The sequence below is a fragment of the Rufibacter sp. JT20002 genome (assembly GCF_056491185.1).
In genome coordinates this window covers 1,319,468-1,334,026 of record NZ_JBSZJY010000001.1, presented here as the reverse complement: position 1 = coordinate 1,334,026, position 14,559 = coordinate 1,319,468, and the positions used below count along the sequence as shown (strand labels likewise).

The following is a 14,559-nucleotide window of genomic DNA, read 5'->3' as shown; positions in this document are numbered from 1 at the left end:
TTTTTTGATTCTAAGCAGCAAACCAGAAGCAGATTTTGCCCGCTTCTGCACACAAGTTAACGGGGCGCTTTGCCTAATTCCATCAGCAGGGCTTCCCGCAGGTTTTCCTTGTCGCCGTAAGAATCTGGGTTGAACTGATCTGTGTTGCTCAGGATGACGATGGTTTTGTTGGAATCCAGCATTCGCACCAGCGCAGAGTTGGAGCCCAGTATGCCGCCACGTCGCTCCATAATCAATGGCTTGGTAGCCGCGAAGGGATAGTGATAGGTCCAGACGCTGTACCCAGTGTAGTTGTATTGGGGGTAGGAGGTGTAGAGCAGGGCTTTGCTTTTCTCGCTGAGCAGGGTGTTTCCGTACAGGGCTTGGTCCAGCAGGAGCAAGTCTGGGGCGTTGGAATACATGCATCCTGCGGCGTAATAATTCTCCAGATAGAGGTCGGGGTCTCGGGCCAGGATGCCGTTTTTGGCCAGGGAGTAGGACTGAGCGAAATTAGCGGGAAGTTTCCCTTTCGCCAGAAAACCGGTGTTGGCCAACCGGAGTTTGTCAATGATTCTGGTCTTGATGGCTGTTTGCCAGGTAGTGCCGGTTTCGGCTTCAATGATCAGGCCCAGCAGCACGTAGTCCAGGTTGTTGTAGTGGAATTGGTCAAATTCTCCGGCTTTGGTCCCGGTGGATAATACCTTCTTTACAAAGTTCTGAGGCGTGATGGGCGCATCATACATGGTGTCATCTTCGCGGGGAAGCCCCGAGATGTGCAACAGCAGATGGTGCACAGTGAGCTTGTCCTGGTGTGAAAACTTGAACGCGGGCAGTAGGTTGCTCACCCGGTCCTGGAGCGATAGTTTGCCTTCCTCCACTAACTGCAGAATAGCAATAGCTGTTAGCATTTTGGTGATAGATGCAATGCCAAATTTGGTCTGGTGGTCAATAGGTACCTGGGTGGCTTGGTCTTTCACCCCGAAGGAGGCTTGGTGCACGATTTTGCCCTGATCAGCCAGCAGAATGGTGCCCGAGAAGCGCTGCTGGGCAGCCTGTTTCTGGATGATCTCCCGAATCCGCGCCGTGTCTACCTGAGCAAAGCACAGGTGCGCAGACAGCGTGAGAAGCAGGCTAAGGCAGATTCGGTTCATGGTTTTGGATGATGGTTCTATGGAAGTTAATCTCTAAATGGGAGGGCAGCTTGGCTGTGTAGCACTTATGGTTCTTGCTTCAGTTGGCTCAGTTTCTCTTTGGCCTGAAGATCAGAAGGGTCCAGTTCCAGGGCTTTGGAGTAGGAGCGGATGGCATTGGGTTTATCGTTCATTTTAACAAAATAGTCCCCAAAACGCGCCTGCACCATTGCCGAGGTGGGGTACTGTTCCAGCGCTACTTCCAGGATGGCTTTGGCCGCCGCTAAAGCTGGTTTAGGCTTGTTTAGCAGCTCGTAGGCCAGATACGTGAGCTGGGATTCGTTCATCTTTAACTGCCGGAAACCTTCTTTCGCTTCGGCAAACCGTTGCGCTTTCAGGAGTTCGCTGGGAGTGAATTCATCGTCACGCATGCGAGGCATGGGCTTGTCTTGCCAGGCAGTTTGCAGGGAAATCACCTTACCTTGCGCATTGCGGCGCACGAATCCTTTGATGTTGAAATCGGTGAAAACGAGGGTGTCTTTGGCAACCGGGAACGTGTAAATGTCTGGCCCATCGTTGATGTTTTCCACCAGGTAGTTCTTTTCCCGGCGCAGGCACACCACTTCATCGGGGCCGCGCCGGTAGCGGCCGGTGAACTGGTCCAACTCGGTTGGGCTTAAAGCTAGGGGCGTAATGGCCTCCGGGAGGAAATTGTGCCAACCATACGTCTTCGCCACGGCTCGTCTGATCTCTTTGCCCAATCCGTTCACGTCATCACCGGAGTTGAGCATGATGACAACCCCGTAACCTTCGGTCAGGTTGGCGATTCCGTAGGCCAGGAACCCGGCGTTTACCCCGGTAAACTCAAAGTAGATGCCCTTGTTTTCCTGGTTGTCGGTGCGCTGCAGCAGGAAGGGACCCAGGCCCATCTGCTCCCTGTAAAACCCTTCGGAGACCGTGACCTGCGGCGTGAACATCTGTCGGGCCAGCGCCTGCTGCAGGATTTTTCCTTTGCCCCTGTAGGCGTTTTGGAGATCAAGGAAGAATTTGGCAAGATCAGTGGGCGTGGTGTACAAACCGGCGGCAGCCTGCTGCGGATACACGTACGGCATACCCTTGAACCAAGGCGCCGACGAGTACGCCCACGCTGCTTTGGTGGCAAATTCAGGTGGCAGCGGCTGCGCGAAGGTGGAGTGCTGCATGCCCAACGGGTCAAACACCGTCTTTTCCACCAGAGACTCAAAATCCATTTTAGCGACATCCATCAAAGCCAACTGCGCAATCATGCTGCCCCCGCCCGAGTAACGGAATTCCTTGCCCGGTTCGCTGTTCACCACCACGGGTCTGCTTTCTGCCACGGCAGTGCCGCTCAGAATATCCACAATGGTAGGCAGCGGTCTCTTGTCTGGCGTGAACCCGAAGTAAGAAGATTGGGTGGTGCCCGCTGAATGACTCAGCAGCATTCTGAGCGTGATGGGGGTGTTACGGGTAAAGTCGTTTTCCGGTATTTTCCAGGAGGTGAGATATTGGTTGATGGGCGCGTCCAGCGCTAGTTTGCCGTCCTGCACTAGGCGCAGGGCCGCAGCCGCCATGACCAGCTTGCTGATTGAACCCGCCGAAAACATGGTTTGGGTAGTGACCGGTATTTTCTTGAGCGTATCAGCTAAACCGTAGCCTTTCGCCCAGGCAATTTTGAAATCCTTGATCACCGCAATGCTGAGGCCGGGTACGCGGTAGTGCTTCATCCGTTCATAGATATTCCAACCCGGAAAGCCGTTGACCGGCACAAACGGGGTCAGGTTATTTTCAACCTGCCGGATCTCTTTTGCAAGAGGAGCCGGTTGGGCGTGTAATCCCCAACAGAAGCAAAACAGAAACGCCAGCGTTAAAAGCTTTTTGTCCATGATGTAACCTCAGAAAACGGTACTCTAGAAGCGTACTTAGCGGGGGAGGTTCAGACAAAAAGCGTCTGGCAGGGGGCATAGTACCTACCGGGGGAGGTGGTAGGGCGAGTTTACCGGCAGAAGTACTAAAACAAAGTCGCTTCCTCTGCCTGCAGACCAGGGGGTAAAGGTGGGCTGATCGGTGCGGTTATATTCTCCTATCTTCTTCCACTGCCCGTCTCTAGGGTTAAACCAGAAAGCTTCCCATTTGTTTTCTGCCAGTTTAGAAAGATCCAGTTTTAACCCCTTACCCATGGGCGTGTAGGCGAGCAGAAAGTCCTTTTGCTCTCCCATAGCCGCTACCTGATGGGCTTCCCCTACGGGATTGTCATTTAAGATCAGGGTTTGGTCGTTGCGCAGTTGCTGCCACGGGAAAGAGGTAAGCAGCTTTTTGAGGTGCATAAGGTGGGTGGCGCCGGGGAGATCTAAAGACGCTTTCCAGTCGGTTCTGGCCCAGCTGACGGGGCTTCGGTTGGCCTGGTACATCTGCCAGATGCCGTGCGCGCCGTAGGTGTAGCCCGCCGCCCCGGAGAGCATGGTCCAATACGCTGAGGAACGTACGTCTGAGGCATCCATCCAGCCGAACTCCTCGGGTTTGAACCGGTCGGGGTGGTCTTCGTAGCGCGGTTCGCCGTTGATCACGGGGCGGGCAGGGGTTACGTTCCGGCCGTCTCGCACATACCTGAAATCATGGCTTTGCCTGCTGTGCCCCGCCTGAAACATGTCCAGGTCCAGCCAGTCTTCATTGAAGAAATCAGTGGCTTTCTTCTCGCCACTGGGGTGGTAGGTGATGAGGTGCTGCTGGTCCACGCTCCTGATGCCTTGGGCCATAGCCCGGATGATCTGCTTGTCTTCCTCGTTTTCGGGCCAACGGTCGCCGCCCAGAATCCAGATGAGATTGGGCAGTTTCGCGTATCTTTTTGCTAAAAGCTCCCCGAACTGTCGGGCATTCTCGGGGGTGAAGATTTCGGGACCCACGCCCCACGCTTTGTGGAATTTATCGCCCCAGGTGGGCAGCAGGCCAATGTAAAGGCCCAGCTTCTCCGCCCGCTTGAGCACGTAGTCTACGTGGGCGAAATATGGCTCGTTCAGCTGGGTGGGGTCCTGGTTGATTAAGGGAAGGTGCCCGTAGGCATTGGGTGTTTTCAAGCCATCCAGCTCTGCCAGTACAACGGTTTGAATAACCGTAAACCCTTTGCTGGTTCGGTCTTTCAGGTAAAGGTCAGTCTCTTCCCGGTTCAGCCTGTGAATCAGTTCCCATGCCGTATCACCAAGCCAGAAGAAGGGCTTCTTGTCTTGAGTTTCCAGATACTGCTTGTTAGCGCTCACCTTTAGTAGGGGCGTTTTCTGCCCGAAAATCTGAAAAGAGCACAGAAACAGGAAAACACCCAGAAAGATGCTTTTCAGGTTCCCTGTGCGGTGAGGCTTCAGCATTGTTTTTAGCAGAATCACGCAGAATCAGCGGCTATTTCTTCTTCTGCTTGGGGGCTTCCGGAACCAGTTGAAAATAGGTGGCTTTGAAACGGTTGTCTACCAGTTGGCCTTGGACCTTCGCCTGCCGGATGGCGCTGCAGAATCCATCTTTGGCGTGGGCATCTCCGTGGGAGTCAATGTCTGACCCATCCACAAAGTACGCGTTCCCATTGATCCTAACCGCCAGATCGCATCCTTGGCCGGGCAGCTTAAAGTTGCATTGTCCGCAGGAAGCCTCTACCAAAAGCGTCTCCTTGGTGGGGTCTGGGGCAGCGGTAGCAGTTGCTTTTTCCTGGGCCATGACGACCAGAGAAGAAAAGCTCATGAACAAAGCAAAGAGTAGAGATTTCATAAAGCTGTGCTGCGTGAGGGTTGAAGTACTTTCAATCTATACAATCCATCGGTTTCTATATCTCAACCGAAGCCTGCCATTGAGGTGGTAAGATAACGAAAAGTCATGGCCCTTGAAGGATAAACGAAAGAAAGTTGATTTGGTAAGAAGCCTTCAGAAAGTGTAAGTTGCTTCCCGAAATCTACCCAGAAAACGGGAGCCCGGGGAGCATTTTGCCTTCTTTATCTTTCCAGGGAGAAGGCAAATGCAAGGGTTAAACTTTTACCGTTTTCCAGCGGCCTTTTCGGAAGATCCACCAACTGATAAGCGCGTGCGAAGAGTGGCTACAGGCAATGGTCACAAAGATGCCGGTGACTCCAAAGCCCAGGTACACCGCCAAGAGGTAAGCGAAAGGAATTTCAATCACCCAGAGCACCAGAATGTTGATGAAAGCGGGCGTTCTGGTGTCTCCGGCCCCGTTGAATGCCTGCACCATCACCATACCTAACCCGAAAAAGATATAGCCCAGCGTAATGATTTTAAGACCGGCTGAGGCAATGGAAATCACCTCTGGTTCCTGGGTGAAAAGGCTGGCCACGTGATCTCCGAAGAAAAAGAAGGCCGCCGTGGCCAAGCCCAGGAAAATCATGTTGTAGCGGGCAGTCAACCACACCGAGAGTTCGGCCCGTCGCACCTTATTGGCCCCCAGATTCTGGCCCACCAGGGTAGTCGCGGCCGAGGAAAGCCCCCAGGCGGGCAGCAGCGTGAACATGATCACCCTAAACGCAATGGTATACCCCGCCAGGGCATTGTTGCCAAACTCAGAGACGATCCGGGTCAGGAAAATCCAGCTGGCAGATTCAATCATAAACTGTCCCATTCCGCCCACCGAAACCTTCAGGATTTGCTTGACAACCCCGTAAGAAAGCACCATGTTCTCACGGGCTACCTTGAGCAGGTGCCTTCTGTTGAGCAGGTGGTACAACTGGTACAGAACGCCAATGCCCCGGCTGATGGAGGTAGCCCAGGCGGCCCCTTCCAACCCCATTGCGGGCAAAGGACCCAGCCCAAAAATGAAGAGCGGCGCCAGCACAATGTTGACTCCATTGGCGAGCCAAAGCGTGCGCATGGGCAAGTGCGGGAGACCGGCTCCCCTGAAAGCCCCGTTGATCAGGAACAGCAGAATAATGATCAGGTTGCTCCCGAAGATAATGCGCGTATAGCCTATCCCCTTGGTAAGCACCTCTTCGTCGGCTCCCATGAGTTGCATAATATCGGCGGCGAAGAAAAAGGTGACCAAGCTGGTAAGGATAGCCAGGATGCCCCCGGTGATCAGGATCTGGTAGGTGGTGGTGCCGGCCTGATCATAGTTCTTCTCCCCGAAGCGGCGGGCCACCATAGCCGTGCCGGCCATGCTCAAGCCCATGCCCACCGAGTACACAATCATGAGAATAGACTCGGTGAGGCCTACCGTGGCCAAGGCGTAAGCGCCCAGCCTGCCCACCAGGAAAATGTCTACCACCGCAAACAACGACTCCATGAGCATCTCCAGAATCATGGGGGTAGCCAGCAGCAGAATAGACTTCTTTAAACCCAGACGGGTGTAATCCTGCTCCTGGCCTTTCACGGCATCCCAGATTAATTGGAACAGTTCTTTGCGCGAGTTCATGCGGGAAGTTAGCGTTTATGAGCGTTGCCTGCCTGTTTTTAGCTTGTTTTCTTAAAACTAGGAGACAATTGGGTTGGCGTAGAAATGCCTTAAAAGCCCAGAACAGTAACCTGGTTCGGGCTTCTAAGGTTATGGTCTGTTTGGTGAAAACGAGTGTTAAACGGTAGCTTCTGCTGCGTAGGCCTGTTGCAGGGTGGCAATGTCAAGCTTCTCCATCTTTAGCATGGCCTGCATCACCCTGCCAGATGTATCCGCGTTTTTGCCGTGCAGTAACTCGCCCAGGATGGTAGGAATGATCTGCCACGACACCCCAAATTTATCCTGAAGCCAGCCGCATCGGTTTGTGGCACCACCTGCTGAAAGCGTTTCCCATAGGTAATCTACTTCTTCCTGGGAATCGCAGTTGACGAAGAGCGAGATGGCGGGCGTAAACGAGTAGGCCGGGCCGCCGTTAAGCGCCATAAACTCCTGCCCATCCAAAACAAAGCTGCCAGTGATGACTTCGCCTTTGGGGCCGGGGCCGGCATCTCCGTACCTGGACACGAACTTGATGGTGGAGTTCTTGAAAACGGAGGTGTAAAAGTTCATCGCCTCTTCGGCGTTTCCGTTGAACCACAAAAACGGGGTGATCTTCTGGGTGTAGGTTTGCTGTTTTTCCATGGCAGTTAAGGTGTAAGATGGATGAAGGCAAACTTACCTTTTCTGCCGCACAAGCAAAGGGGGCAGAAACGACATCTTTCGGGTGAATTGCGTCTGGATTCTTGAAGGTATTTTCTGGCAAGTTTCAGGTAAACAGCCAGGCTCATCTGATCCCTAAAAGCATAGGCCTTCCTGCTTCCTTTAAGTGGCGTAATGGCTGCTGTTTATCCAAAAGAAAGTGGTTGTTGCGCTGCCTGAAGAACAATGCGGCTGCCTAGAATTCTAAGTCTTCAGGATTGTCCTTTTACTTTTTTACCTGGTTATAAGGGATGTAGTTCTCCCAGTACCAAGGGGTGTAGGTATCTCCAATGGCGTAGGCCAGCAGGTCTTTGTAGATGCTTTCGGCATTGTCGCTGTTGCTCATGAGCACAATGCCGGTGCCCGTCTGCGGAAACAGAATGGAGTGATGCTGGAAACCATCGCCATGGCCTTCTTTGAATGCCCCCGTGCCGTGCGGCGATTTCAGCAAAACCCACCCCAGTCCGTAACTCAGATTGATGCTCTCGTTGGCGTCTGATTCTTGCAGGCGCAAAGGGCCAAACTGCTGCACAGACCTGATCCTAATCTGCGGGGTGAACATGGCTTGGGTGGTAGCAGGTTTCAAGAGCTTATTTTGGAGTACGGCTTGGGTGAACAGCGTGTAGTCCTGCAGGGTGGTTTCCAGCGTGCTGGCAGAGCGAGCCTCATTGTCTTTGTCTTTCTCGTAGAGCGCGCCGTTGGTTCGGTGCCCAACGCTGTAGTCCTTCTCAAACCGGGGCTGCCAGGTGTAGGAAGAATTGGTCATGCCCAATGGGCCGAACACTCTCTGCCGCATCATTTGCTCCAGCGATTGCCCCAAAAGTTTCTCCAGTACTGTTTGCAGGTACACCAGTCCCTCGCCTGAGTAGCTGTATTTCAGGCCCGGCGCAAACATAACCCGTAGTTTCTCATCGGGTAAGTCCCAGCGCCAGTTGGGGAAACCCGAGGTATGGCTCAGGCACATGCGCGCGGTTATTTTCTGGTACAGGGTGTCTTGTTTAAGGTCTTCGTAATGGTCTTGCCACTTAGTGGTGGGCGGGTATTCGTAGATGAGTTTGGGCAGGTAGCTTTGCAGGGGTTTGTCCAGGTCCAGTTTGCCTTCCTCTATCAATTGCATGACCAGCACCGCAAATACCGCTTTGCTCAAAGAGGCGCCGTAAATGTTGGTGTTAGGTTGAAGAGGTTCTTTGGAGACAGCATTCTTGTACCCAAAGGTTTTCTGGTACACCGGTTTGTTCTGGTTGAACACGGCTACCGCTAACCCGTGCACTTGGGCCGCCCGCATGAGTTGCTGAATTCTGGCATCTAACTGTTGGGCGGTGATTTTGCTCTTATCTAGCCGGGTGATGGTTTGCGCCTGGGCAGGGGAGGCCAGCCACAAGCAGCCAAAAAAAGCGAGGAAAGCCAACGTAGATTTCATGCAACAATGCTAAGGTGAGCTGGTGAAAAGAACTATAAATCGCATTTGGCCTATCCTCCAACTTCTTGTGAGTGGTTAGGCTAGTTCCGGGCCATGGCAACACGCACGCGTTTTGGGGTTTCTATCTGAAGCGTCTGCTGGTACTGTTCTGACAGTAGCGTTCCAGTGCTGTCTTTGTAATGAAGCCCCAAAACGATCGAAAGATTCTCCTGAGGGGTTTTATCAAAGACAAGTTTTTTATCGGTTTGGCCCGCCGGTTGAAAGTACAAGCCCAAGGCTGGTTTTATCTGCAGACGGCGATCATACAACCGGCGATGGCCCTGGCTAATGAGCTTCTTTTCCGCATCATACAACTGGTACGTAATGGAGTCTGGCTGCAGGGCCTGGTTGGCCGTAGGCTTCACCGAAAAATGAAGGTCATAATGTTTTTTGTCAATGATCGTGATTATCAAGCCCAAGGGCAATCCAAATTTGTTCGGTTCAACTTCTACCCGCATCTCGGGTTTATCAGCGGCGGTAGAAACTGGAGCGGCTGTTATACTGCTCTCAGCGGTTGCCCATCTTGGTTTCTTCCCTATAACCACAATCATGCAGCTTTGCAGCGCTACCGTGAGAAGAAGAAGGCCCAATACTTTCCTGAAAGCCGAACCTGATGCAACACAAACAAAACCTCTTAGCAACCGAGTGACCATATGGGTGTCTATTTTCTGATGTAACGTGACACCCTGAGCAGGCGTCCTCCCAAGAGAGACCACCAGGCCTGATTTTACCCCTATTTTCTTTAAAATGGGCCAAAAGCGAAGAACCTTTGTCAGGAAAGCAGGTTTGAACGTACCTCCAATCAGCTCATTTCCTTTACTCTACTTTCTCATACACCACAGCGATGGTTAGCTTCTGCCAGCCGTTGATCTGATAGTCATAGTACTGCTTGGTGACGCTGGCCGCTAACTGGTCTGTGCCTTGAACGGTAAGGCTGTTCAACCTGCCCCACTCTTCCTCGGTTTGCACATGATTGGCGGCCCGCACTACCTCAATAACCTTGGTACGTTCATCATAGGTATACGCGTAGCCGGTGCCGTTGAGGGCGTTTCTGGTATATTTGACGTCTCTGTCAGGGTCCAGTTCATAGTCATAGGTAGGGTTTGGGTGCGGAAAAAGGATGTCAATGAGCTGGTGCTCGGTGTTGTTGTACTTGGTGGGCCTTAGTTCCAGTTTAGCAGCGGGGTAACTGAAGTTATATTCTTCCATTTCTTGCATCAGGTTGGTGGAAGCTATCCCGTCCTTGTTCAGGTCAACCGCTGTGGCAGACGTCAGCGATACAAATTTGTATAAGCCCGCAATGCTGGGACGGCCCTCCTGCCCATCGTCTTCGGTCTCGCAGGAGAAGGCAAGAAAGCCAGAGACACAGAGGGCGGCAACGGCAAACTGTTTTAGGCTGATTTTCATGAAACAATAGAGTAAATGCTTTACAGGTGTGAATGAACGCATCTGATTGGCCCCAAACGCCAGTAAAAACCCGTTGCCATTTTTCTGAATCGGGTACAAGGAAGAGCCGTTACTTGTACCCGATTCTTTTTTATTCTGGACAATGGTTGAAGTTGTTCCGGTTTAGCTTTCTGAGCGAGAATGCCCCTTGGTCAATGGTGATAGAATCCTGAGGGTTGTTTTCATTGTAGAGCGTGCCAGAGAAGGTGCCTTCAATGCCAGTGCCGAATGAATTAGGAATAGGGTAGAAAGCACTTACCTCTACCTTGAAAGAAGCTTTGTCGGTTCTGTTGACGTACCTGACCGTAGCAGCGCCGGGGGTATTCAGGTTGAACACCGCATGGGAACTGAAATCCTGTTTGTAAGAACCGGTGATAGGGTAAGTGCCCGTTTCTTCCACATTCATAAACTGCAGCCGCAACACGTTCTCGCTTTTGTAATCGGCTACGGCTTTGGGGTCTCGGTAAGCCCAGATTGTGTAATAGGGCTTTTCTATGCCGCCACTTCCCGTCAGGCCTGATCTGGAAACTGTGAATGTTTGCATGCAGTCGTCTTCTCCTATCTGGGCTGGTTGCCACCGTTGGCCATTTACCCGCATGCTCATGGTGTTAAGGGGTTTGGAAATCTCTTCCTCCCGAAGGTCTTCTTTCTCGCAGCTGCTAAAGGAAAAACCTAGGCTTGCCAGGAGGGCAAAGGCGGAAAACTGCTTTAAACTGTTTTTCATGATATGTAAAATATTGAGGGATAGTTATTTGTGTGGGGATTGCCGGGCGTGTAAAGCATAAGACGAAGTTATTAGTGGTCTTTCTCAAACACGGCTGTAATGTTCAGCATCACCCAGCTTCTTGTTTTAAAGTCATAGTACTTCTTGCCAACTCTGGCCACCACCTGGTTATTTGGTAGCACAAAGAGACTTTTCAGTTTGCCCCAATGCGCTTCTGAACCGGCATTTTGAGGATGCAGCAGCGACAGGTCCAATGCGCCTGGCTTTAGACCGTTGGTATATCGGTAGCCCAAAGACATTCCAGTGTAAGCAATAGGGCGGTCAGGCTCAGATTCATAATAGACAGGATGCGGAAGGAAAAGGTAAATCTCGTCTCTGCCGAGGTCATTGGGGTGGACCGGGGTAATCTCAAGGGCTGAAGTAGGGAAGCTGAAGTCAAATGGCTGCGCTTCGGTAAGGAAATCAGTTGAGGCGATCCCATCGTTGTTCAGGTCAACCGCCCTATCTGTCTCCGCCGATGTATACCGGTAGAACCCGCCAATAGGGGAAAGCGAATCTTCCTCTTCTGTACAGCCCTGGAGCAGGCTGACAACTCCTAGCAGAAGAATCGCCAAGAAGGTGTGAGCCGGATTCTTTATATTTCTATTAGCCATTGGCGTTTTTCAGGAGACGTGCTATTGAATGGACTCTCTTCCCCTCTATGCCGCAGAAACCAAAGCCGGAATCGCTGCACCACCTACAGGCAATCAAGTTAAGATATATTATTGTGTTACAAAAAGTTAAGCTGAAATGCTTTTGTTATTTGTCTTGTTGCTGTAAGCCAAAGAACCTTTCAAAGAGCGTTTTCAGGCTATTTTCATAGAACGAGGCCTAAATCGTCTTGCCACTTCAAGTAGAAATCACCCGGCCAACCCAACACTTCTCCTGCATTGGCAGTATTTACTAGCACCTGCTGGTACTGTTTTTCTGGGCCAGCGCATCATCTAGCCTAGCCTGAATGAGTTATCAGCCCATAGAAAATTACGGAATCATAGGGGACCTGAACACGGTGGCGTTGGTGGGACTGAACGGCTCCATTGACTTCATGTGCTTCCCCAACTTTGATTCGCCCAGCATCTTTGCCGCCCTGCTGGATGACGAGAAAGGCGGCAGTTTCCAGATTGAGCCGCTTTTCACGGAACGGAAGACAAAACAGCTCTACCTACCCGACACCAACGTGTTGCTGACCCGCTTCTTATCACCGGAAGGCGTGAGTGAGATCACGGACTTTATGCCCGTAGAAGAACTGTACAGCGGCAAGGAACTGGTGCGGCGGGTCGCCACCATCAGGGGAGAGGCAAAGTACCGCCTGGCGTGCCGCCCAAGGTTCAACTATGGCCAAAGCGAACATACCGTAGAACAAGTCTCAGACCAGGAAGTGTTATTTACTTGTCAAGAGGAAGGCTCTACGGTATTGCGCCTCTTGAGCTCAGTGCCTTTACAGCTAGACGGGTACGATGTGGTGGCGGAGTTCACCTTAGGGCAGAACCAAACCGCTGATTTTATCTTGGAGCACGTGGGCCAGGAGCACGCCAAGGGCCGGGATTTGGGGGCATTTGTGACGCAGAGTCTGTTTGAGACTGTGAATTACTGGAAAAACTGGATAGGCCAGTCTACCTATACCGGCCGCTGGCTGGACATGGTGAACCGTTCGGCGCTTATCCTCAAACTGTTGACCTCGCACAAATACGGCTCCATTGTGGCCGCCCCTACTTTCAGTCTGCCTGAGAGCATCGGCGGAGCCCGCAACTTTGACTACCGCTTCACCTGGATCAGGGACGCCTCTTTTTCCATGTACGCCCTCATTAGGTTGGGGTATACTAAAGAGGCAGGCAACTTCATGCATTGGGTAGAAGCCGTGTGCCAGGGCATGAAAGACGAGGACCGGCTGGGCATCATGTATTCCCTGGACGGCGAACGGCAATTAGAAGAAAAAGAGCTGCCCAACCTGGAAGGCTACCTTCAGTCGGCGCCGGTACGCATTGGAAACGATGCTTACGCCCAATTGCAGCTGGACATCTACGGCGAACTGCTAGACTCAGTGTACCTCTCAGACAAGTATGGCGACCCGATTTCGTACGATTTCTGGAAAAGCTTGGGAAAACACCTGGACTGGCTTGCCCAGAACTGGGACCAGCCCGATGAAGGTATCTGGGAAGTAAGGGGCGGTCGCAAGAATTTCCTGTACTCGCGGTTGCTTTGCTGGGTGGCCTTTGACCGGGCCATCAGGATGGGCATGAAGCGGTCTTTCCCTCTAAAGGAAGAATGGCGCATAGAACGCGATAAAATCTTTGAAAGCATTTTCACCGAGTTCTGGGACGAGGAAAAGCAGGCCTTCATGCAGTACCCTGGAGCCCAAACCGTAGATGCGGCCACGCTGCTCATGCCATTGGTGCGGTTTATCAGTCCCAAAGACCCACGCTGGCTTTCCACGCTCAAGCGCATTGAGGAAGAACTGGTGTCAGACTCCTTGGTGTACCGCTACCGGCAAGACATGGCCGCCCCAGACGGCTTTGTGAGCCACGAAGGCACCTTCTCCATGTGCTCGTTCTGGTACGTAGAATGCCTGTCGCGCTCGGGCCAAGTGGAGAAGGCCCGGTTCTACTTTGAGAAGATGCTGGGCTACGCCAACCACTTGGGCTTGTACGCCGAGCAGTTGGGTTTTCAGGGCGAGCATCTGGGCAATTTTCCCCAGGCTTTTACCCATTTGGGCTTAATCAGTGCCGCCTATAACCTAGACCGGCAGTTAAATAAAAGCAAAGCATAAGAGAGTTCCTCCACTATACACAAGATGACCATGTTAACACAAACCAAACAAACAGTATTAGTGACCGGCGCCAGTTCGGGCATCGGGCAGGGAATCGCCATCGCCTTCGGGCAGCAGGGCGCCAATGTCATCATCAATTACCACGGCGATGAAGAGAGTGCCCGCGAGACTTTAGAGCAGGTGGAAGAAGGAGGCGGCAAAGGCATTCTCTGCAAAGCCGATGTAGGCAAAGAAGAAGACGTGACCCGCATGTTCCAGGAGGCGCTGGACGCCTTCGGCACCGTAGATGTGCTGGTGAGCAATGCCGGTATCCAGAAAGACAATGCCTTCGCTGAGATGACTTTAGAGCAATGGAACAAGGTGATGACCACCAACCTCACCGGCTATTTCCTGTGTGCCCGCGAAGCCATCAAAATCTTTGATAAGAAACCCACTGCTTCTCCTGAGGACAAAGCCAAAGGCAACATCATCTTCATGAGCTCGGTGCATGACATTATTCCTTGGGCTGGGCACGTGAACTACGCCTCGTCCAAAGGCGGTATCCTGATGCTCATGAAGTCCCTGGCGCTAGAAGTGGCCCCTAAAAAAATACGCGTAAACGGCATCTCGCCAGGCGCCATCGCCACCGACATCAACGCGGATGTGTGGCAAGACGAGGAAAAGAAAAAAGAACTGATGAAGCTGATTCCTTATAAGCGCATCGGCCTGCCCGAGGACATTGCCAAAGTAGCCACCTGGCTGGCCTCCCCCGAGAGCGACTACATCACCGGTACCACCATCTACGTAGACGGCGGCATGACCCTGTACCCCGGTTTCGTGGATAACGGTTGAGGTTGTTTTTGTGCACTCCCCTGCAAACAAAGCCCGAAGCGCCTCACCAAC

Annotated in this window: 13 protein-coding genes; 2 read left to right on the top strand and 11 right to left on the bottom strand. The window is 52.4% G+C overall.

All coding sequences use genetic code 11. The features are described from left to right. Positions 1-56 precede the first annotated feature (56 nt). From ACW9SV_RS05210 to ACW9SV_RS05160, 11 genes are all read right to left on the bottom strand, one after another. Positions 57-1,130 carry a serine hydrolase domain-containing protein gene (locus ACW9SV_RS05210; protein WP_479555679.1) on the bottom strand — a complete coding sequence of 358 codons (1,074 nt, stop codon included), beginning with the start codon at positions 1,128-1,130 and terminating at the stop codon, positions 57-59. A 65-nt stretch (positions 1,131-1,195) separates the two neighbouring features. Next, positions 1,196-3,013: a serine hydrolase gene (locus ACW9SV_RS05205; protein ID WP_479555678.1), complete on the bottom strand. Its 1,818-nt coding sequence runs from the start codon at positions 3,011-3,013 to the stop codon at positions 1,196-1,198. 84 nt (positions 3,014-3,097) lie between these two features. Further along, on the bottom strand, positions 3,098-4,486 hold the full coding sequence (locus ACW9SV_RS05200; protein ID WP_479555677.1) for a glycoside hydrolase family 140 protein: 1,389 nt from the start codon (positions 4,484-4,486) through the stop codon (positions 3,098-3,100). 31 nt (positions 4,487-4,517) lie between these two features. After that, positions 4,518-4,877, bottom strand: a complete 360-nt coding sequence (locus ACW9SV_RS05195; protein WP_479555676.1) for a DUF6370 family protein — start codon at positions 4,875-4,877, stop codon at positions 4,518-4,520. A 253-nt stretch (positions 4,878-5,130) separates the two neighbouring features. Next, positions 5,131-6,525 (bottom strand): MATE family efflux transporter, encoded by a 1,395-nt coding sequence (locus tag ACW9SV_RS05190; RefSeq protein WP_479555675.1) that lies wholly within the window; start codon positions 6,523-6,525, stop codon positions 5,131-5,133. Positions 6,526-6,681: 156 nt separating this feature from the next. Then, positions 6,682-7,185: a VOC family protein gene (locus tag ACW9SV_RS05185; protein ID WP_479555674.1), complete on the bottom strand. Its 504-nt coding sequence runs from the start codon at positions 7,183-7,185 to the stop codon at positions 6,682-6,684. Between the two features lie 283 nt (positions 7,186-7,468). Beyond that, a complete protein-coding gene (locus ACW9SV_RS05180) occupies positions 7,469-8,662 on the bottom strand; it encodes a serine hydrolase domain-containing protein (protein ID WP_479555673.1) in 1,194 nt (397 codons plus the stop codon). Positions 8,663-8,742: 80 nt separating this feature from the next. Beyond that, positions 8,743-9,252, bottom strand: coding sequence for a hypothetical protein (locus tag ACW9SV_RS05175; RefSeq protein ID WP_479555672.1), 510 nt, complete (start codon positions 9,250-9,252; stop codon positions 8,743-8,745). Positions 9,253-9,517: 265 nt separating this feature from the next. Next, complete coding sequence (locus tag ACW9SV_RS05170; protein ID WP_479555671.1) at positions 9,518-10,108, bottom strand: hypothetical protein; 591 nt, start codon at positions 10,106-10,108, stop codon at positions 9,518-9,520. A gap of 130 nt (positions 10,109-10,238) precedes the next feature. Continuing rightward, positions 10,239-10,871, bottom strand: coding sequence for a DUF5025 domain-containing protein (locus ACW9SV_RS05165; RefSeq protein WP_479555670.1), 633 nt, complete (start codon positions 10,869-10,871; stop codon positions 10,239-10,241). Between the two features lie 71 nt (positions 10,872-10,942). Next, the gene (locus ACW9SV_RS05160) at positions 10,943-11,524 is read right to left on the bottom strand and encodes a hypothetical protein (protein ID WP_479555669.1); all 582 of its coding nucleotides are present in this window, start codon (positions 11,522-11,524) and stop codon (positions 10,943-10,945) included. A 344-nt stretch (positions 11,525-11,868) separates the two neighbouring features. On the opposite strand from ACW9SV_RS05160, the gene ACW9SV_RS05155 reads away from it, so the two are divergent. Next, positions 11,869-13,677 carry a glycoside hydrolase family 15 protein gene (locus ACW9SV_RS05155; protein ID WP_479555668.1) on the top strand — a complete coding sequence of 603 codons (1,809 nt, stop codon included), beginning with the start codon at positions 11,869-11,871 and terminating at the stop codon, positions 13,675-13,677. Between the two features lie 24 nt (positions 13,678-13,701). Beyond that, positions 13,702-14,508 carry an SDR family oxidoreductase gene (locus ACW9SV_RS05150; protein WP_479555667.1) on the top strand — a complete coding sequence of 269 codons (807 nt, stop codon included), beginning with the start codon at positions 13,702-13,704 and terminating at the stop codon, positions 14,506-14,508. The last annotated feature ends 51 nt before the right edge of the window (positions 14,509-14,559 follow it).

Excerpts from the sequence above, each read along its gene's own strand:
- ACW9SV_RS05150 (WP_479555667.1), top strand. The coding sequence starts at position 13,702 with ATGACCATGTTAACACAAACCAAACAAACAGTATTAGTGACCGGCGCC.
- ACW9SV_RS05210 (WP_479555679.1), bottom strand. The coding sequence starts at position 1,130 with ATGAACCGAATCTGCCTTAGCCTGCTTCTCACGCTGTCTGCGCACCTG.
- ACW9SV_RS05200 (WP_479555677.1), bottom strand. The coding sequence starts at position 4,486 with ATGCTGAAGCCTCACCGCACAGGGAACCTGAAAAGCATCTTTCTGGGT.
- ACW9SV_RS05160 (WP_479555669.1), bottom strand. The coding sequence starts at position 11,524 with ATGGCTAATAGAAATATAAAGAATCCGGCTCACACCTTCTTGGCGATT.
- ACW9SV_RS05175 (WP_479555672.1), bottom strand. The coding sequence starts at position 9,252 with ATGATTGTGGTTATAGGGAAGAAACCAAGATGGGCAACCGCTGAGAGC.
- ACW9SV_RS05190 (WP_479555675.1), bottom strand. The coding sequence starts at position 6,525 with ATGAACTCGCGCAAAGAACTGTTCCAATTAATCTGGGATGCCGTGAAA.
- ACW9SV_RS05165 (WP_479555670.1), bottom strand. The coding sequence starts at position 10,871 with ATGAAAAACAGTTTAAAGCAGTTTTCCGCCTTTGCCCTCCTGGCAAGC.
- ACW9SV_RS05195 (WP_479555676.1), bottom strand. The coding sequence starts at position 4,877 with ATGAAATCTCTACTCTTTGCTTTGTTCATGAGCTTTTCTTCTCTGGTC.
- ACW9SV_RS05205 (WP_479555678.1), bottom strand. The coding sequence starts at position 3,013 with ATGGACAAAAAGCTTTTAACGCTGGCGTTTCTGTTTTGCTTCTGTTGG.
- ACW9SV_RS05170 (WP_479555671.1), bottom strand. The coding sequence starts at position 10,108 with ATGAAAATCAGCCTAAAACAGTTTGCCGTTGCCGCCCTCTGTGTCTCT.
- ACW9SV_RS05185 (WP_479555674.1), bottom strand. The coding sequence starts at position 7,185 with ATGGAAAAACAGCAAACCTACACCCAGAAGATCACCCCGTTTTTGTGG.
- ACW9SV_RS05180 (WP_479555673.1), bottom strand. The coding sequence starts at position 8,662 with ATGAAATCTACGTTGGCTTTCCTCGCTTTTTTTGGCTGCTTGTGGCTG.
- ACW9SV_RS05155 (WP_479555668.1), top strand. The coding sequence starts at position 11,869 with ATGAGTTATCAGCCCATAGAAAATTACGGAATCATAGGGGACCTGAAC.